Source organism: uncultured Aquimarina sp. (genome assembly GCF_947492115.1).
In the GTDB taxonomy this organism is placed as follows: domain Bacteria; phylum Bacteroidota; class Bacteroidia; order Flavobacteriales; family Flavobacteriaceae; genus Aquimarina.
Genome location: NZ_CANLMM010000011.1, coordinates 42,852 through 63,776, shown reverse-complemented (window position 1 = coordinate 63,776; position 20,925 = coordinate 42,852). Strand labels below are relative to the sequence as shown.

Genomic DNA, 20,925 nt, shown 5'->3' with positions numbered 1-20,925 from the left:
TTATTTAACTTCTTATTCCCTACATCAAACAGTGATTACCAAACTTTTTTCAAAAAAAATCCAATTTTAACAGTAACACTTCTTCTTCTTTTGACACTATCTAATGTAACACAATCTAAAAAAGGGAAAACGAATAGATAAAATGAAAAAAGTACTAGTAAAAAGACTACAGAATTTTGTTAATAACAATCTGACTCCTTGCAGATCAGATTTACAAGTAAGGAGTACTTTTGCGCATTTCTATGAGACCCCAAAATAGAAGAGTTATACGATAACATTAACATAATCATACTATCAATTTTAAATTATGAAAAAATCATTGTTCTTTTTGTTTGTTCTAATTATTAACATGAGTGTTTTTGGGCAGATGTCAAACAACGCTTTTAATCTAGCTAATGACTATGGAGATTTAAGAATGCGTCGATATATCTCTGGGGATCTAATTTGGAAGCGAGCTCTTGTAAGTGGAAACAATCAACTCATTATCAATTATGGTGGTGATTATCTTAATGGTACTAGAATAATGGGATCTCAGTTACTAATTGATGGACAAGTCAACATTTTAAATGATAACGGATTAAAAATAGACGATTCATCCAGTGGTCTTGCAGGAAACATTAAAATGTCTGATGGTTTTACCAACTTAAACGAAAAGGATGATCTATTATTTGAAACAGATGGTGCTTTTCTTTTTAAGTTAGACAGAAATAGTAATGGGATTTCTAATATTCCTGGCTTCGGTGTTTTCGACAAAAATAATGACAACCTATTTCTTGTAAGAGATAATGGACTAGTAGGAATTGGAACAACAACTCCAAGCCAAAAACTAGACGTAAACGGAACTGCGAAAGTAGGAAATGGTGACTGGGGAGCTTTAATCATTGATGGAAAAGGAAAGAACGATTGGCTATTCAATGCTCATAACGGAGGAGACACTTTTGGTATCCGAACTCAAAGAGATAATGGAGAAGGTAATTGGTCTTATCAAGTAATGACTTTTCAAAGATCTACCGGTAATGTAGGTATAGGCACCACCAATACCCAAGGATACAAATTAGCAGTAGCGGGAAAAGTTGTCGCAGAAGAAATAAAGGTAGCATTATATAATAACTGGCCAGACTATGTATTTGAAGATGCATATACACTACCAACTTTACAAGAAGTAGAAAATCATATTGATCAAAAAGGACATTTGATCAACATTCCATCCGCTGCTGAAGTTGAAGAAAATGGTATGCAATTAGGTGAAATGAATGCTAAACTCCTGGAAAAGATCGAAGAATTGACTTTGTATACGATTGCACAAGAAAAAGAGATTAAAGAATTACAAAAAGTAAAAGCGAAAAATAGTGAGCTCGAAGCAAGACTTGCTAAGATTGAAGCATTATTGTTAGAAAGAAAATAAATCCTAATGACATAAAAAGGAATTCATGAAAAAAATAATTAGAATAACACTGGCAGCATTGCTATTATATACAGCTTCGTTTTATGGACAGGAATATCCAGGTGCTCCAGTTCCGGATTTTTATCCTACTTCTCCAGAGGCAGCAAGTTTAGGAGCGTATGGTAATATCGATAGAGCATTACAAAGTGGAAATATGAGTTTTTCGGTACCAGTATATACCTTTCAAATGGGATCATACTCGTGGCCCATTGCCCTAAACTATAGTTATGGAGGATTATTATTAGAAGGCAAACCCTCTATCACCGGATTAGGTTGGAATCTTGCAGGTGTAGGTGCAGTAAGACGCGAAGTAAGAGGATTACCAGATGAACACCCAGAAGGATACTACGGACCACGTGATCGTGGTGCTCGAATCAAAGAATATATGAATGGATCAAAATTCTCTTTATCAGAATTAAGGAAATATCTTAATGGAGAATGGGATAAAGAAGTAGACATTTATCATGTGCAAGCAGGTCCAGTATCATTTTCCTATAAAAAAGATGAATATGGAAATCCTGTATACTTATCACAACACAATCATAAGGTTAGCTACAATGATCAAGAAATTACGGTAACAGATGATAATGGTATCATATATACCTTTGCCGACACTGAAAATAATGAACCATCTGATGCCTCGCCAAGCACTGCTTTTGAGTATACGATTACTTGGAATCTTTCAGAAATTAAATATCCAAATGGTCGTACATTAACTTTTAATTATATCGATGATCAATATCTAAGCTATGATTTTTATGCCATCGGATCGGTACGTTATTTTCCTAATGGATTACAAGATGGAACTGGAGGGACAGGTCCTACTTATGGCACAGGAACGTACCAGGATGGCGTAAACCAATCTGTCATCAAAAGAAAGATCTTAAAAACCATAACCTCCTCTGATGCCACCTTACTTACTTTTTCGATTACCCCAATTGCAGGTAGAAAACTGTATGATGGCATCTCGGTATCTAAACAAAGTAATATAGACGCTTATACATTTTCTTATGATGGCGCAAGAGATATGTTAACTCAGGTAACCAAAGACGGACAACTCCTATTTGGGTTCGAATATTATGATCAAAACGATATGCCAGGCTTTATAGACAATATCAATGATCGTGCTCGGGCACAGGACGATTGGCGATTTTATAATGCTGCGGCTAATGCTGCGGCTCTAAACGTACCTTCATCCTCCTACCTGGCTAATAAAGCTCCTAATTTTGTTGCTACTCGAAAAGGTGCCATGAAAAAAATCATATATCCTACTGGTGGATATTCTATGATAGATTATGAACAAAATCAAATTAATGAAGTCTATAATCAGCCTTCATCTAATAATACAAACCCATATGCCAACGTATCTTTTAACAGACAAATTTTATTAAAGTTACAATCTGATAATAATGCTTCTGCTCCTGAGGTTAAAACTTCGACATTTACCAAAACATTTGATCAGCCAGTAGTTGCAACAATATCATCGGCTATAAGAGGTACTCTACAAAGCAGTCACCTTACTATGAGCATTTCACGAACAAGTACTTGCCCTGCAAATATTAATCCAATAACTGGTGAAGAAGAGGTTACTGTAAATCCTATCAGTGATGATTATTATGAAAATGCACCTCATTTTCGAAGTATCTTAAATGAAAGCATTCCACAAATGTGTCCAACTTTGGGGGAAGAATTTGGACCTGACAATGATGATCCGGGATATTATACATTTTCACATACTTCTGGTGGTAGAATCGTTATCAAACCAGGAACTTATACTTTTAGAATCTCTAACGATTATAATCGTAGCTCCGACGCTTACGGAGAAATCAAAGTGCGTTTCTATGAACCACCTGCAAGTGGAACTATCGTAGGAAGTGAAATCAATGTGGATGTTGGTGGTATAAGAGTAGAGAAAATACAACACTACACCGATAACAATAGCATTTCAAAAACTCAATATTTTGATTATGCCACAGAAATTGGTGGATCTTCTGGATTACTTCTTAACAAGTTCGAAGAGGTACCTTTTAATGTAGTTACATATACCCCATCTCCTTTTGTTGATTCTAATCAACCTATAAGAACTGAGTATACCGATATTGCTTATCGCTTAAACCGATTTAACTCTTTAACGGTAAATCAAAGTGCTCCTGTGTATTACACGCATATCAAAGAATATGATAGTTTTATTTTAGAAGAAGTAACAGATTCTGATAATGATTCTGACTTACCACCTATATTCGATCCTTTAACAAATGAAGATGGAACACTTGTATATTCCGAAATTGGAAATACCAGCAGCTCTACTAATTATATTCGTAAGTATCCTAATGGATATAAGCTTACCGTGTTTGAAGCACCCGCACAAAACTACGATTTCGAACATCCTAATTATCCACAAAATCAAGATCTGGATAAAGGAAGAGTAAAACTATCTGTTGTCTACAAAGGAGGAGACGAAACTAGCAAAGTACAACAGAGCGAAACCCAATATAAACAATTCAGAGGCCAATTAGGTCAGGATTATCAGGATTACAATAACGATCATCCTTGGAGTTTAAAAATTGTACAAAAATTAAATATTGTAGCCAATTGTACAATTCCTGGAGCTTGTGACCTTAATCCTATTCCTTCACAAGAACACTATCAAATCGATCGATATATCATTAAACCTTATCGAGAGGTACTTACGCGCTATAAACCACTTACTTCTGTAAGCACTAGTTATTTTAATAAAGATGGTGTACAGCAAATCGTAACCAATAGGAGTACAAACCTATATAATAGTAATTATGCCATTGCAGAAACTACTGTAACAGATTCTCATGGAGATCAGATCAGAACAGTACTTAAATATCCCTACAACAGTCTTACTGATTTTACAAATTTAAGTGCCGAAGCATCGAATACTATTACTGCATTAAAATCTGCAAATCGTATCGGTACTCCAATCCAAACAGAAGCTTACAAAAAGGAAGGCAATACGGAAACCTTACTCTATACCCAAAGAACCGATTACAAATCATGGGGAGATAACATTTCTGGTGATGTGTTATATGCTCCAGAAACCACTTGGATCGCTAAAAGAAATGATGATTTAGAAAAACGCCTTTCCTATTTTGGGTATGACGCTTATGGAAATCCAATTTCCGTCGCACAAGAAGATGGTACTCATATTTATTATATCTGGGGATATCAAGGGCAACAACCTATTGCAAAGATTACAAATTTTACTATGGCCCAAGCAGCCAATATACAATCTTTAATCGATGATGCTATAGCTGCGGCGGATGCAGATTTTAACCGACCTACAGGAACTTCTGGCACCGAAGCAGCATTGCGCGAAGCTCTTGAATATATCCGTACAGACCCTCAATTAGAGAATGCACAAATGAGCTACTACACCTACGATCCAATGATTGGAGTAACCAGTATGACTGATCTACGAGGATATACCATGTATTATGAATACGATGCTTTAAACAGGCTTATCGCTGTTAAAGATGCAGACGGAAATCTGGTGTCAGAAAACAAGTATAACTACAAAAACTAAGAAACAGATGAAAAAATTATTTCCATACATAACTGTTGCCTTACTTTTTGTAGGGATCTCAGTACATAGTCAGGTAGCAGATACGGTAACCATACAGGATGAAACCATTACTTCATCCAGTGATCCTGCTTTACTAAATGTAAAGGCTGGACAAAGTATTATTATCAAACCGACCACTTGGATACAACCGGGAACGGTATTTTCTGCAGTAATCACAGAAGATCCATACCTATTACCCGCGTTAGATACCAATGAAAATTATGTGTTTACACGAGTATATCAGAGTGAAAAGACAAATTTTGATCAGGTAAAGAATAATAGCGATGTTATCGAAAGCATTACCTATTTTGATGGACTCGGAAGAGCTAAGCAGCAGATTGGTATCAAAGCTTCAAATGACAAAAAAGATATTGTAACACATATTGTATACGATGCATACGGAAGGCAAGACAAACAATATTTACCTTTTGAAAAATCCAGCACCACCGTTGGTGCGTATAACCCAGTGAATGTCATTACCAATATCAATACGTATTACAAAAGCAAATACGGTAGCGATTTTGAAGGAATTGATAAGGATGATACAGACAATTTCAATGCCTATTCCGAAAGCATCTTCGAACCTTCTCCACTAAATCGTGTATTAGAACAAGGCGCTCCTGGAAAAGATTGGAAAGCAGATCCCGAATCAGATACTGATCATACCATTAAGTTTGACTGGCATGCCAATGAAACAGGGGAAGTAGCGTATTTTACTGTAGACTTTGCTAATAACAATACGGAATCTCCTACGCTGGTACAAAATGATTTTTATGATCCCAACGAACTTTTGGTAACTACTACCAAAGATGAAAACTGGCAACCGGAGCAGACACATCCTAATGATCATACGACCAGAGAGTATAAAGACAAACTTGGCAGAGTGATCCTAAAACGTACTTTTAACGAAGGTGTCGAACATGATACTTATTATGTATATGATGATTTTGGAAATCTTACCTATGTCATCCCCCCAAAAGTAGATATTACAGATAATGTATCGGCTATAGAACTTTCAGAACTATGCTATCAATATAAATACGATGGTAGAAACCGACTGATCGAAAAGAAAATACCGGGTAAAGGATTAGAATCTATAGTATATAATAAATTGGATCAACCTGTGATGACCCAAGATGCCAATCAAAAGGCAAAAAATGAATGGTTATTTACTAAATATGATGCGTTTGGAAGAGTAACATATACCGGAATAATATCCAATGTAGGAAACCGAGAGTATATGGAACAAATATTGGAAAATAGTGATCAGCAATACGAAACAAAACTTGAGAATGGTGTAACTTTAGCGGGAACAACCATATATTACAGTAATGTTGCAAAACCGATTGGAGTTATTAAAACCTATACAATCAACTACTATGACAACTATACCTTTGATCACTCTGTTACGAATCCGGGTACCGTATTAGACCAAACAGTAACTTCTGAAGTTAAAGGATTGCCTACAGGAACCAAAGTGCGTGTATTGGGCACAGATGATTGGATTACCACAGTAACCTATTACGATGCAAAAGGAAGACCGATTTATGTGCATAGTACCAATGAGTATCTAAATACGGTAGATATTATAGAATCTCGATTGGATTTTGCGGGGAAGGTATTAGAAACCAAAACTACCCATACCAAAGGAAGCAATGCTCCTATTGTTACCGTAGATACGTTTACCTATGATCATATAGGAAGATTGTTAGATCAAAAACAAACGATTAACAATCAAGCTCAAGAACATATGGTAGCCAATACCTATGATGCATTTGGACAATTGGAATACAAAGAAGTTGGCGGTGGATTACAAAAAGTAGATTACACCTATAATGTACGTGGATGGTTAAAAACTATTAATGAAGGAACCACCAATAATGGAGATCTGTTTGGATTTGCAATTAACTATAATACGGTAGAAGGACGTTATGATATTCCTAAACTTTATAACGGAAACATTGCCCAAACCATTTGGAAAACTGCCAATGATAATATTAAAAGATCTTATGGGTATGAATATGATCCACTAAACAGGATAAAAGAAAGTTATTTTAGATATAACGAAAATCTTACAGATGCTTCTCTTAGATCATATGATGTAAGAAATATTGACTATGACAAAAATGGAAATATAAGTTCTCTTATCAGATACAATGAGATGGGAACTAATGATATTATGGATAACCTATCTTATGAATACGACTCTGGAAACAAACTATCCAAAGTTACCGATAGTGGTAATAGTACTATTGGTTTTATCGATGGCACCAACACCAACGATGATTATGTTTATGATCTAAACGGAAACATGACCATCGATCGTAATAAAGGAATTACTGGGATTAGCTATAATCACTTAAACCTACCAACTGCTGTAGCAATAAATGATCAGGCAAGATCTCACGTGGGAAATATTAGCTATATTTACGATGCCACTGGAATGAAATTAAAAAAGATCGTTTCTGGTGGAAGTTCTTTAACAACAGAATATGCTGGTAACTATATCTATGAAAATGGTCAGTTACAGTTTATGAGCACAGCTGAAGGGTATGTAGAACCAGTATTTGCAAGCAATGGCGTGGCAATCTCATCCTTTGACTACATCTACCAATATAAAGACCATTTAGGAAATATTCGACTATCCTACGCAGACAAAGACGATGACGGAAAAATAGACGTGCTAAGAAATGATGTAGACGTAGATGGAGATAATGACTATGCAAATGAGATCTTAGAAGAAAATAATTATTATCCTTTTGGATTAAAACATGAGGGATATAATAGTCTTATCACAAGCACAAATCCTGCATTAAAGTATAAGTATAATGGAAAAGAATTGAATGAAGAATTAGGGCTTGATTGGCATGATTATGGTTTTAGGAACTACGATCCTTCATTAGGAAGGTGGATGAATATAGATAACCTTGCAGAGCAATATCAATCTATGAGCCCATATAATTATACAATGAACAACCCCGTATTCTTTGTTGATCCTGATGGGCAGGAAGTAATTATCCATTTTGATAAGACTAATAATAGATTATATATTTATGATGATGATAAGTGGGATGATAATTTAGAAACTAAAGCAGTAAGTGCAGAAGAATATAAATTTTCTTTTGGAGAAGATGAAGAAAAGTACAATCAGATACTTGTAGTTCATAATGTCTTTTCTGGTGGAAATGATAGTGATGCCGACGGTGAAATTGAATATGGAGCTGATGAAAATCAGAGAGAAATTCCTAATGGAGAATATGATTTAGTTGACAATAAAACAGGTAGCAACCCTGACCACTATAGAATTGATTCAAAAACTGATGGAAATAGATATAATGACCGTTATGATGACCCGTCTGAAAGGAACTCCAAAGGAGAATTAAGAGATGGATTTAGATTACATCTTGGAACTTTGAGTTGGGGATGTGTAACTATTTGTGGTGGGCCTGATGTTAAGAAAAGACAGAAAGAATGGAATGTCTTGGATCAAATAATACAATCTACAAGCACAAGAACTGTTAATGATAGAAGAGGAAGACAATCTTTAAATCCTTTTTCTAGATTAACCGTTTATGGAACTATTACAGTATCGGGACAGAATCCAAAACCAAAAAAAGGTAATTAAAATGCAAAAATATAAGTTTGTTATAATCATTATAGTCGTTTGTTCTTTAAGTATTAGTTGTAATAATTGTGACCAAGTTCAAGGAATTGAAATTTCAGAACTCCTGAATAGACAGATAGATGATTCATATTGCGAAATACTTGACAATGCAATTAACTTGGATAAAAAATCAATAGTTAAAATTTCAAGATATAAGATATCTGATGCTGCTGGTTATGATCATGGTTATGTTTTGGTTCGTTTAATTGAAAAAATTGGAGAAGAAGAGTATTTTAACGGATTTCAAAACCTATCATTGAACGAAAAAAAGTCCGTTCTCTCTTATTTAAAAGCAGGTCTGGAAAATGGTGGAAATAAAATATATAAGTTTAAAAAACTTGATGAAATTTTTCCAATTTTGTCTAAATCGCTGAAATAGGAAATAGAACATAAACTTTAACATTGTAGAAGAATAAAAAAAGCCACCTTCGGGTGGTTTTTATGTTTTAAGAATACGCTTTTTTAGCATTATAATCCCTTATCAAAGCATCAATCACATTAAAAATCTGGTTTTGGTTATCTGTGGGCATATCCCCGCTACCGCTAGTCTTTGACTAGTGGCGTCAAAGATTAGCAATAACAAACAAGCAATCTAAAAGCTATACTACATCGGTATAGCTTTTATTTTATTTGGTAATATGAGTAGAAAGTATAAGTTTCATAATTCATTTGGTGTATACCTTGTGAGCTTTGTTATTGGCTGCTAGATTTTTTTGGATAATATAATAGGAAAACCACTAGTTACAAACTAGCGGCAGCGATTGAGAACTTAAAAAAAAATACCCGATAGCCCGGATTTGTAATCCGTGCAAATGAACAACACATTTAAAAATAAAAGCTGTGGTTACCATATCACAGCTTTTTTGTTTTTCGTAACTTACCCATATGAAAAGTTTTTTATCGTTCTTATTACTTTTACCACTACTCACCTATGCTCAAGACTTAACTGAACACAGATGGCAAGATCGTTTGATCATCATCTCTGCAAACTCATATCAACATCCAAAATTATTAGAACAAGTAAAAGAATTCCAAAATAAAACAGAAGAATTAGCGGATAGAAAACTGATCATATACCAAATAACACCAAGTTCTTACATAAAAGGGATTGAGAAAAACCAACCAACAAAAGACAATACACTTTATAAAAAGTATGATACTACAAATAAAAACTTTAAAGTCATACTGATAGGATTGGATGGAGGTCGTAAACTACAATCCAGCAAAGTAGTCTCCGCCACTCAAATTTTTGATCAAATCGATCAAATGCCGATGCGCAGGCAAGAAATAAAGTTGAAAAATTAATCGTTAGTATATGATACCTGTATCTTGTGGATTCCAGAACAAGTCTGGAATGACATAATTGATATTCTGAGACCAGCTTAAGAGTTATCATTCCGACCGAGGTTCTCGTTACAATTTTTCTACATTCTATTTCGAAAAACCACTCGAACTAACCATTTAATGAGTAATACAGTCTTCAGAGAACTAATTTTAAAGGATCATCAACGTCTCATCGAGTGTTTTTACATAGCCGTAGCGGAGTAAAAATGTATCGAGATGTAATAAACCTAACATTCTAAAAAAGGTTCTCGATACAATTTTTCTACATTCCATTTCGAAAAATCACTCGAACTGATAGTTCTTTAAAAATGGTTATCCTTTCAAATACTCCAATACATTGGCTTCTATCCTACTCTGGATATTGGAAACATCTGCTTTTTCAAAGGTAGTGCCTGTAATATTTTCAAACAGTTCTATATAGCGATCAGATACAGAATTGATGTACTCTTCTGACATTTCAGGAATCTGTTGTCCCTCTTTCCCTTGGAAACCATTACTAATGAGCCACTGTCTAACAAACTCTTTAGACAATTGCTTTTGTGGTTCTTCATTCGCTTGTCGTTCTTCGTATCCTTCTGCATAAAAATAACGCGAAGAATCTGGCGTATGAATCTCATCAATCAAAACAATTTTTCCATCTTTCGTTTTTCCAAACTCATACTTCGTATCTACCAAGATCAATCCACGCTCGGCAGCAATTTCAGTTCCTCTTTGGAATAACTTTCGAGTGTAATCTTCTAATACCAAATAGTCTTCCTCAGAGACAATGCCTTTAGCCAAAATTTCTTCTCTAGAGATATCCTCATCATGCTCTCCATTATCCGCTTTGGTAGATGGTGTGATAATCGGTTCTGGGAACTTATCATTTTCTTTCATCCCTTCTGGCATAGGAACACCACACAACATTCTTTTTCCAGCTTTATATTCTCTGGCAGCATGACCAGATTGATATCCTCTGATCACCATTTCTACCTTAAAAGGTTCGCATAAATGCCCAACCGCTACATTAGGATCGGGTGTAGCAATCAACCAATTAGGCACTAAATCTTCGGTAGCTTTCATCATTTGCGTAGCAATCTGATTTAGAATCTGCCCTTTAAAAGGTATTCCTTTTGGCATGACTACATCAAAAGCAGATAACCGATCCGTAGCAATCATGACTAGCAATTCGTCATTAATATTATAAACTTCTCTTACTTTTCCTTTATATACTGATTGCTGACCCGGAAAATTATAATTGGTATTTGTGATGGTATTCTTCATTGTGATTCCTATTGGAGAATTATTATAAATATTAAGTTTTACTTACTACTACTCTCCAGTTGCTTTAATTTTAAATGTCTTTTAAAAGAGGTAATCATTTTGGTTAATTCAGTGATATCCCCTCTATTCAATTCGTCTTGTTCTTCGGTAATAAAACCTCTTAATCGTGCTTTGGTGCTGCAAACAATACACTCATGTGCGCGATCCCAAGCGATTTGCAAATAGTTATTAAATTGATCATTAGAACTTGCCGAACCTTCGGCTATGTGTAGCGCAATAGCATCAGCCGCTATCGTAAACTGCGATGCTAATCGATTGGCTTCTTCTTTAGGAAACGCCTGAACCTGATCATGTACAGACTCACCAAAATCGATTGCTTTGTTATAAATAATTAAGTCCTCGAACTTAAAATGATATATATTTTTCAACGTACTACTTTTTAACTCAGAATTAGATGTTACAATACTTCAAAAACAAATCTACCATCTAACCATTTCGGTTTTCGATCTCTTTGTAGGCTGCAATTACCTTTTTCACCAATTTATGACGGATTACATCTTTGTCATCCAAATGAATGATTCCGATTCCAGAGATGCCTTTTAATACCAACAAAGCTTCTTTTAATCCAGAAGTTACTCTACGTGGTAAATCTATCTGTCCTGGATCCCCTGTAATCATAAACTTAGCATTCTTACCCATTCGTGTTAAGAACATCTTCATTTGCGCATGGGTAGTATTTTGTGCTTCATCCAAGATCACAAATGCGTTATCCAAGGTACGACCACGCATAAACGCCATTGGTGCTATCTGAATAACTCCTTTCTCTATAAAACTCTCTAGCTTTTCTGCAGGAATCATATCCCGTAACGCATCATACAGTGGTTGCATATAGGGATCTAGTTTTTCTTTTAGATCTCCTGGTAAAAAGCCAAGATTTTCACCAGCTTCAACTGCTGGTCTGGTTAGTATAATTCTTCGTACTTGTTTTTCCTTCAATGCTTTTACCGCTAGCGCAACACCGGTATACGTTTTACCAGTTCCTGCAGGACCAATCGCAAAAACCATATCATTCTTATTGGTCAATTCTACCAATTTGCGCTGATTAGCTGTTTGTGCTTTGATTAGTCTACCGCCTACTCCATGTACCAAGGTTTCTCCACTACCAACAGACGTTTCGTAATCCGCTTTACTATCGCTGGTTAATACACGCTCAATAACATTTTCATCGAGTTTATTGTATTTTCCAAAATGCTCTAAAAGCATATTTAGGCGCATATCAAACTCTTCGAGCATATCTTCATCACCATATACCTTTAGTTTACTTCCTCGAGCAACAATTTTCAGTTTAGGAAAATATTTCTTTAATAATTGAATATTACTGTTTTGGAGTCCGAAAAACTCTCTTGGATTGATTTCTGTTAGTTCAATAATAAGTTCGTTCAAAAGCTATAGTAATTTTTAGTATGATTTGTTTTTTGGATTGACTAAGTTTGTGCTCCCAATGGCTATCGGGATTATTTGAAGTTTTTGTCGGGGAATCAAAAATGAAAATGATAGTACAAGTTGAATTTTAGTAATAATCATATAATGCGTATAGTAGTCTAATATGATAAACTCGTAGGTTTTTATTAATAGATTTCTCGATTCAAAAAAACTTTGAATAACTTCTTAGCAAATTTACATATTTTTAAGCGCTTATAATCAAAAGATATTAACAATTCTTATCGATGCCAATAATAACTTTAACTACAGATTTCGGAATCAAAGATCACTTTGTGTCTGCGGTTAAAGGTGCTATCTATACCGAATTACCAGAAGCTACAATTGTTGATATTTCGCACGAGATTTCTCCTTTTCATATTACAGAAGCAGCATATATTATTCAAAATGCCTACAAAAGCTTCCCAAAAGGCAGTATTCATATCGTAGGAATCGACAGTGAACTCAATCCAGAAAATAAACATATCGCTGTTTTATTAGATGATCACTACTTTATCTGCGCCAATAATGGATTGATTTCTTTAATTGCTTCAGAATTTCGACCCGAAAAAATTGTAGAAATCAATATCCATGATGCCATCGGAACTAACTTCCCGGTACTTGATGTTTTTGTAGCGGTGGCTTGTCATATCGCACGAGGAGGTACTCTTGAGGTAATCGGTAAACCTACAGCCGAAATAAAACTTATTAAAGGAATAACTCCTATCGTAAATCTTGGCGACAAGCAGATCGTAGGAAGTATTATATACATCGATAATTATGGCAACCTTATCACCAATATCACTCGTAAACTTTTTGAGGATATTGGCAAAGGAAGAAGCTTTAAGATTACAGCCAGAAGCGCAGTATTTAGCAAAATCTATGAGCGTTATAGCGATGCCATCAATTTTGATATAGAGAAAAGTAAACGTGAAGAAGACGGTAAGAAATTAGCGGTTTTCAACTCTTCTGGATATTTAGAATTAGCGATCTACAAGAGTAATCCCAGAACCGTTGGTGGTGCTTCTAGCCTATTTGGATTATATTTTAGAGACACGGTTAGCATTACTTTTGAATGATCATATTATAACAATGGCGTTCGAGCGGGCTATCCGTTATATCTTTTTTCTTTACCCTTTTTCCTGAAGATTCAACTCTATTGAGAAAAAAGTATGCCACTGCTATCCCTAACGCAAAAACTTTGTAGCTTTGCTCATCCAGTTATATAAAAATGATCATACGCATTGTAAAATTAGGTTTCGTACCTGAACAGATAGACGCTTTTTTAGAAAATTTTGAAAAAAACAAAGATAAAATCCGAAATTTTGAAGGTTGTAAACATCTGAAACTGATTAGAGATATACACCAAACGAATCAATTTTTCACCTATAGCCATTGGGAATCTGAAGAACATCTCAATAACTATCGTAACTCTGCGTTATTTAAAGATATTTGGGCAAACACCAAAACTAAGTTCAATCAAAAACCAGAAGCTTGGAGTGTGGAAAAAATTGAAGAATTGTAACACCAAGATATAGGAACAGTACAAACAAAATCCTTATTTTCACCTCCTAATAACTTACATCAAAAGAGAGTACCAGCATATGCTTGCAATCATAAGAAAAGAGATTAATACATTTTTTGCATCCGCTGTAGGATATTTAGTGATCAGTATATTTTTAATTCTTAATGGTCTTTTTCTGTGGGTTTTTAAAGGTCAGTTTAATATCCTAGATAGTGGTTTCGCTAGTTTAACGCCTTTCTTTTTAGTGGCGCCTTGGATTTTATTGTTTTTAATTCCGGCAGTAACCATGCGTAGTATTGCCGAAGAGAGAAAACAAGGCACCTTAGAATTACTACTTACCAAACCTATTAAAAATTGGCAACTAGCTCTAGGAAAATATTTAGGAAGCTTAGCATTAATCTGCATCGCATTACTACCTAGTTTGTTGTATGTTATTACTGTTTATCAATTGGGTAACCCCGTTGGAAGTTTAGATAGCGGTAGTACTATAGGTTCCTATATTGCACTCTTATTATTGGGTGCTACCTACACCTCGATAGGAACCTTTGCTTCATCGTTAACTAATAACCAAATTGTCTCCTTTTTGATAGGACTTTTTCTGTGCTTTCTATTTTACTTTGGATTTAGTGGATTAGCCAATTACCAACTATTAGGTGCTGGTGATTATACCGTAGAACAAATCGGAATTCAATTACATTACGAGCGTATTAGTCAAGGAATTTTAGATACCAGAGATATTATCTATTTTTTGAGTATCATTTCGATTTTTATATTTCTTACATCGATTATTCTAAGTAAAAATACTAAGAAAACCATTAGTAAGCTTGCTTCTTTTGCCACCATTACAGTGGTAATTATCAATCTTCTAGGATCGTCATTTTATAATCGTTTTGACCTTACAGCAGATAAGCGATTTACACTATCGGAAGCGACGAAAAAACTATTAAAAGAAGCCGAAGTACCCATTGCGATTGATATACTTTTGGATGGTGACTTTCCATCAGAGTTCAGAAGATTACAAAATGAAACCAAACAAATAGTAGAGGAATTTAACTCGATTAATCCAAAGATTCAGTACGTCTTTACAAATCCTTTAGAAGAGGAAGAATTTAGAAAAGAAACACTCGAAGAATTACAGCGCCTGGGACTTACACCAATGGAAGTAAGTGTACAAGAAAGTGGTAAAACAGAAATCGAAACTGTAGTGCCATGGGCAATCATGAATTACCAAAAGCGAAGTGTAAAAGTCGCTTTGGTAAAAAACACCATTGGAGCCACTACCGAAGAACGTGTAAATAATTCTATACAGCAGTTAGAATATGTTTTTGCCGATGCGCTTAAAAAACTAATCCATCCAAAGAAACACAAAATCGCAGTACTTAAAGGAAACGGACAACTGCCGGATGGAAAGATTGCTGATTTTATTAAAACATTACAAGAGTATTATTTTGTTGGCGCTTTTACTTTAGATTCCGTAGCATCGAATCCTAAGAAAACCTTAGAAGATTTACAAAAATTTGATTTACTAATCAATGCAAAACCGACGGAAGCATTTTCTGAAAATGAAAAATATGTAATGGACCAGTTTATCATGGATGGTGGTAAATCATTATGGATGGTAGAATCTGTAGCAATGGAAATTGATAGCTTGTTCAAACCTCAGTCCAAAGGATCTGCAATTGCCTTTATGCAAGATCTACGATTAGGAGATGCTTTATTTTCGTACGGAGTACGTATTAATCCAGTATTGGTAAATGACTTATACTCTGCCCCGCTCATGCTTGCCTCTGGAGAAGGAAATAATACACAGTTTACACCTCATCCTTGGTACTATGCATCACTAACTAAAAGTAACAGCAATCACCCAATTGTAAAAAATATTGAATCTGTAAAGTTCGAGTTCTCGAACCAGATCGACACGCTTAAAAATGATGTAAAAAAGACCGTATTATTAACGAGCTCCGAACGTTCCAAATTGGAAGGAATTCCTGCAGAAATCAAACTAGACAATATCATCGGACAAAAACCTGATATGGAAAGTTATACAGAAGGAACACATAATCTGGCGGTGCTCTTAGAAGGAAACTTTAAATCAGCTTATAAAGACAGAGTAAAACCTTTTTCATTAAGTGATAATAAAGATCAAAGTGAAGACACAAAAATGGTAGTTATTGCGGATGGTGATGTGATCAAAAATGGAATCAGAAAAGGAAGACCGATTACTCTTGGATATGACCCGTATCTAAATCTACAATATGGTAATAAAGAGTTTCTTTTAAATACGGTAAATTATTTGCTAGACGATTCTGGTTTAACCGAAGTAAGGGGAAAAGAGATAAACATTGCTTTTCTAAATATAGAAAAAGTGGTAGCAACTCGAACCTTATGGCAAGTTATCAATATCGTAGTTCCTTTAGTTCTTCTTGGACTTTTTAGTCTATTCTTCTTTTGGTTGAGAAAAAGAAAATATACCCGATAGTAAGCATACTTAAAACCACAAAACTGATGAGGCTGTCAAAAGAGTATTTAAAACTTGTATTTGTTAGTCTTAGCCTGTCAAAGACAGATTGAAAACCAATAAATTAAAACTTCAACAAGCTCCTTTAGATTTGTTTTTAGATACTTATAAAAGAGAAAGGAAACAAAAGTAACCTATGAAAAGACTCTAAGTTTTAAGAATTAACGAGAACACCATTTTTATCTAGTGTAAATTCCTCCATAAATCTACAATCAGTTGTACTTCTAAAGTGTTATGAAAATGTTATTTAACTATTTTAGAAACCACTACATTATCAAAATGCTTATCTTCTTAATATGAATGGATTATCATATTTAGAAGGAATCAAAAAACAATTTTTGTACTATAAATCCTTAGGAGAACGAACAATAGACCAATTAGATGAAGACATGTTATTTTGGCAATATAATGAGGAAAGTAATAGCATAGCCATTATTGTAAAACACCTTTGGGGTAATATGAAATCCAGATGGACTGATTTTTTAACTACGGATGGTGAAAAGGAATGGAGAGCTCGTGATCAAGAGTTTGAAAACGATATACAATCTAAAGAAGAATTATTAGAGAAATGGAATGAAGGATGGCAATGTTTATTTGATGCCCTAGATAGTGTAAATGACGCAAATTTTGATCAACCGATCTATATCCGAAATATCGAACATTCGATTACTGAGGCTATTAATAGACAATTAGCTCATTATTCTTATCATATAGGACAAATTGTATTTCTTGGAAAAATGATTTGTGATCAAGATTGGAAATCTCTATCCATTGCCAAAGGAACATCCAACTCCTATAACGAAAAACGATTTGCACAACCAAGGCACAAGGCTCATTATACGGATAAATTAATGGATGACGAATAATATTATCAAAACCTTAGATTCCATCCATTTCTTTTGTTTTTTTATCCCAGGCTTTTACAAAATCTGTAGTAAATAATACTTCGCTAGAACTCTTAATCTTTTGGAGCCATTTCTTTTGTTTAGGGCTTAAAAACTGTTGTGTAGGACGACCATCTCCAAGAGCACTATTTATTTTTGTTTTCTGAAGTTCTGTAAGCGGTAGATATACAAATTTAGTTTGTTGTAAGTAGTAATGAATATCCTTTGGCGATGATCGGTAAGACTTATTATGATCCATCAAACTCATCCCACTAGATTTCGCATAATTATCTAGCTCTTTTTTAGTTATTTCATTAGAATTATAAACCACTTCTACTACTTCACTATGATCCATGAATCCTGATTCTGTACTAAGTACTTCGGGCAGTCTTCCTAATTCTTTTTCACCACTCCAAAAACAAGACATTCTGTAATAAGCCTTTTGGGTATTTGTGGCTAATAGTTCTTTTTCTAATAAGTTGATGTATTCTGGCACTACTTTTCCTCTTTTCTGCAAAGCTTCTATAATGCGTTGCGTTAAGGAAATCGCTTCATAGTCATTACCTAATCTTTCCACAATATTATTCCCATTATAATCTACAATACGAACTACAGGATTATTCCAACTGGGTTCTTTATATTTTTTCAATATTTCTGCATCCTTCCCTTTTTTATTATTAAAAATAGCTAAGGGAATAAAAGAGTTTTCAATTGCTTCTACCATCAATGGATGACTAAGTACATTATGACCAAAATTACGACAGGTACTGCAACCTGGCACTTCCTGAAATAAGATCAACACATCCTTGTTTTCCTTTTCGGCAAGTTCTAAGGCTTTGTCATAATCCCGTAACCAGGTCACTTTTCCTAATTCTTCACTTTGGTTATTAGGATTTGTCTTTTGCTGTGCAAAAAGTAACTGCCCAAGAAATAGTAGTAATAGGGAATACTGAAATTTAGATGCCATTATTATCTGAATAAGAATTTTACCGATCAGTCGAATCCTAAGAAGAAAACTAACAAAAATACATTTCACTAACATCTTAATACATTTCCACTATATAAAGTAGTTCTAAACTTGGTAGCCAACCTATTTTTAAGCATTCAAAATCATAACCAGCTCATAGATAATAACAATCACATTCGATAGTGTATCATTTGATATCAAAGAATTTTTAAGTTATCTAAACAACCAATCGAGGATAGTCGATAACTCCTACCCGTTTGTTAATAACTAACGTTTTTAGAATGCCAACAAGCTTGGAGATTACAATTATATTTGCGTTAGCCATTTTTATAATGACCACTGCAAAACAGTATTAATCTAAAAAATTAAACGGGTGAAATTCATAGTTTCCAGTTCGTATTTATTAAAACAACTTCAAGTATTAGGTGGAGTAATTAATAACAGCAATACTTTACCAATTCTAGATAATTTTTTATTTGAATTAGATAACAACTCCTTAACCGTTTCGGCTTCAGACCTAGAAACTACTATGTCAGCTAAGTTAGAAGTAGAATCTGGAGACGAAGGAATTATTGCTGTTCCTGCAAAGTTACTATTAGAAACATTAAAGACATTCCCAGAGCAACCACTTACATTTGTTGCGGGGGATAATAATACTATAGAGATTAGTTCTAACCACGGTAAATATGCACTTGCTTATGCCGATGGTGAAGAATTTCCAAAGGCAGTAGAATTAGAAGATCCTAGTGCTACGAATGTGATGGGTGACATTCTTGCTACTGCTATTAGTAAAACTATATTTGCTACAGGTAATGATGACCTTAGACCTGTAATGAGTGGAGTGTTCTTTCAGTTTTCTACAGAGAGTTTAACCTTCGTAGCTACTGATGCTCATAAACTGGTAAAATATTCTAGAGAGGATGTAAAAGCTTCTCAGTCCGCAGAATTTATTATGCCGAAGAAACCACTAAACCTTCTAAAAGGTATATTGGCAGGAAGTGATACTGATGTTCTTATAGAATATAACGAGTCTAATGCGAAATTTACTTTTGATGAAACACAATTGATTTGTAGACTTATCGATGGTAAATATCCAAATTATGAAGCAGTAATCCCTAAAGAAAACCCTAACAAGCTTAGTATTGCTCGCACACAATTCTTAAATTCTGTACGTAGAGTTTCTATATTCTCGAATAAAACGACGCACCAGATCAGATTAAAAATTGCTGGGGCAGAATTAAATATCTCTGCAGAAGATATCGATTATTCTAATAAAGCTGAAGAGCGTCTAACTTGTGATTACCAAGGAGATGATATGCAGATAGGTTTTAATTCTCGTTTCTTAAGCGAAATGCTAAATAACTTAAATGCTGATGATGTGCAATTAGAAATGTCATTACCAAACAGAGCCGGAATCTTAACTCCGACAGATGGATTAGATGAAGGAGAAAGTGTTACGATGCTTGTAATGCCAGTAATGCTAAATAATTAAAAAAATACATCTTTATTATATCAAACAGAGTCCGATTATGAATTGTAATCGGACTCTTATTTTATACTTTTGTACGTACTCTAAGACTTTAACCATACATGGATATTGCCAACATCTTCAAAGGTTATCATATAGGTAAAGAACATCAACGAATGATTGATGAAAAACTTACTAAGATTACTATTTCCAAAGGAGAAAACTTATTATTTCCTGGTGACACTACCTCGTATCAATATTATGTAGTTCATGGATGTTTGCGATCCTATTTTACCGATATATCTGCTAAAGAACACACTATACAGTTTGCCATTACTGATTGGTGGATAAGCGATTACACTTCTTTTTTTAAAAAGGAAATAGCTATACTCCAGATAGAATGTCTACAGGATGCTGTTTTATTAAAGCTCTCCAGAGATGATATGAATGAAATCTGTGTCACGATCCCAGGAATAGAAGAATATTTTAGATTTAAAACAGAATCTTACATCGGATCCTTCCAAAGGAGAATCATAGGAGATTTATCCAAAACAGCAAAAGAAAGATATCTGGATTTTGTAAATACCTATCCAAATATAGAACAGCTAGTCAAAAATTATCATATCGCTTCTTATCTTGGTATCACTTCAGAAAGCCTTAGCCGAATACGAAAAGAAATAGCACGAAATTAAATTCATTTCTTATCATACATCAATTTTTTGGTTATCACATTATAGTAATTTTGAAAAGTTATATGTAATAACAACTATTCAAAAG

Annotated in this window: 15 protein-coding genes; 11 read left to right on the top strand and 4 right to left on the bottom strand. The window is 34.4% G+C overall.

Annotated elements, in window-relative coordinates; translation table 11 throughout:
* Positions 1–307 precede the first annotated feature (307 nt).
* The 5 genes from Q1A73_RS22480 to Q1A73_RS22460 all read left to right on the top strand — a co-directional run bounded on the left by Q1A73_RS22480 (position 308) and on the right by Q1A73_RS22460 (position 10,005).
* Positions 308–1,405, top strand: coding sequence for a hypothetical protein (locus Q1A73_RS22480; RefSeq protein WP_299610457.1), 1,098 nt, complete (start codon positions 308–310; stop codon positions 1,403–1,405).
* A gap of 25 nt (positions 1,406–1,430) precedes the next feature.
* Positions 1,431–4,997 (top strand): RHS repeat domain-containing protein, encoded by a 3,567-nt coding sequence (locus tag Q1A73_RS22475; protein ID WP_299610454.1) that lies wholly within the window; start codon positions 1,431–1,433, stop codon positions 4,995–4,997.
* 7 nt (positions 4,998–5,004) lie between these two features.
* Positions 5,005–8,661 carry a DUF6443 domain-containing protein gene (locus Q1A73_RS22470; RefSeq protein ID WP_299610451.1) on the top strand — a complete coding sequence of 1,219 codons (3,657 nt, stop codon included), beginning with the start codon at positions 5,005–5,007 and terminating at the stop codon, positions 8,659–8,661.
* Position 8,662: 1 nt separating this feature from the next.
* Positions 8,663–9,079, top strand: a complete 417-nt coding sequence (locus Q1A73_RS22465; protein WP_299610448.1) for a hypothetical protein — start codon at positions 8,663–8,665, stop codon at positions 9,077–9,079.
* A gap of 506 nt (positions 9,080–9,585) precedes the next feature.
* Positions 9,586–10,005: a DUF4174 domain-containing protein gene (locus tag Q1A73_RS22460; RefSeq protein WP_299610445.1), complete on the top strand. Its 420-nt coding sequence runs from the start codon at positions 9,586–9,588 to the stop codon at positions 10,003–10,005.
* Positions 10,006–10,356: 351 nt separating this feature from the next.
* On the opposite strand, the gene Q1A73_RS22455 is transcribed toward Q1A73_RS22460, so the two are convergent.
* Genes Q1A73_RS22455 through Q1A73_RS22445 form a run of 3 tightly spaced genes read right to left on the bottom strand, consistent with a single transcriptional unit; the run spans position 10,357 to position 12,750 of the window.
* The gene (locus Q1A73_RS22455; protein ID WP_299610442.1) at positions 10,357–11,307 is read right to left on the bottom strand and encodes a phosphoribosylaminoimidazolesuccinocarboxamide synthase; all 951 of its coding nucleotides are present in this window, start codon (positions 11,305–11,307) and stop codon (positions 10,357–10,359) included.
* A gap of 38 nt (positions 11,308–11,345) precedes the next feature.
* Complete coding sequence (locus Q1A73_RS22450) at positions 11,346–11,735, bottom strand: four helix bundle protein (RefSeq protein WP_299610439.1); 390 nt, start codon at positions 11,733–11,735, stop codon at positions 11,346–11,348.
* 58 nt (positions 11,736–11,793) lie between these two features.
* On the bottom strand, positions 11,794–12,750 hold the full coding sequence (locus Q1A73_RS22445) for a PhoH family protein (protein ID WP_299610437.1): 957 nt from the start codon (positions 12,748–12,750) through the stop codon (positions 11,794–11,796).
* A gap of 284 nt (positions 12,751–13,034) precedes the next feature.
* On the opposite strand from Q1A73_RS22445, the gene Q1A73_RS22440 reads away from it, so the two are divergent.
* The 4 genes from Q1A73_RS22440 (at position 13,035) to Q1A73_RS22425 (ending at position 17,695) form a co-directional block, all read left to right on the top strand.
* Positions 13,035–13,865: an SAM-dependent chlorinase/fluorinase gene (locus Q1A73_RS22440; RefSeq protein ID WP_299610435.1), complete on the top strand. Its 831-nt coding sequence runs from the start codon at positions 13,035–13,037 to the stop codon at positions 13,863–13,865.
* Between the two features lie 152 nt (positions 13,866–14,017).
* Positions 14,018–14,311, top strand: a complete 294-nt coding sequence (locus Q1A73_RS22435) for an antibiotic biosynthesis monooxygenase family protein (RefSeq protein ID WP_299610433.1) — start codon at positions 14,018–14,020, stop codon at positions 14,309–14,311.
* A gap of 79 nt (positions 14,312–14,390) precedes the next feature.
* Positions 14,391–16,790, top strand: a complete 2,400-nt coding sequence (gene gldG, locus Q1A73_RS22430) for a gliding motility-associated ABC transporter substrate-binding protein GldG (RefSeq protein ID WP_299610430.1) — start codon at positions 14,391–14,393, stop codon at positions 16,788–16,790.
* 335 nt (positions 16,791–17,125) lie between these two features.
* Positions 17,126–17,695: a DUF1572 family protein gene (locus Q1A73_RS22425; protein WP_299610428.1), complete on the top strand. Its 570-nt coding sequence runs from the start codon at positions 17,126–17,128 to the stop codon at positions 17,693–17,695.
* Positions 17,696–17,708: 13 nt separating this feature from the next.
* Here the strand turns inward: Q1A73_RS22425 and Q1A73_RS22420 are convergent, their stop codons facing one another.
* Positions 17,709–18,680, bottom strand: coding sequence for a VPGUxxT family thioredoxin-like (seleno)protein, type 2 (locus tag Q1A73_RS22420; protein WP_299610426.1), 972 nt, complete (start codon positions 18,678–18,680; stop codon positions 17,709–17,711).
* Positions 18,681–19,053: 373 nt separating this feature from the next.
* Here Q1A73_RS22420 and dnaN point away from each other — a divergent pair, with 373 nt between their 5' ends.
* Both dnaN and Q1A73_RS22410 read left to right on the top strand, forming a co-directional pair.
* The gene (dnaN, locus tag Q1A73_RS22415; RefSeq protein ID WP_299610424.1) at positions 19,054–20,172 is read left to right on the top strand and encodes a DNA polymerase III subunit beta; all 1,119 of its coding nucleotides are present in this window, start codon (positions 19,054–19,056) and stop codon (positions 20,170–20,172) included.
* Between the two features lie 98 nt (positions 20,173–20,270).
* Positions 20,271–20,840: a Crp/Fnr family transcriptional regulator gene (locus Q1A73_RS22410; RefSeq protein ID WP_299610422.1), complete on the top strand. Its 570-nt coding sequence runs from the start codon at positions 20,271–20,273 to the stop codon at positions 20,838–20,840.
* Positions 20,841–20,925: the final 85 nt, after the last annotated feature.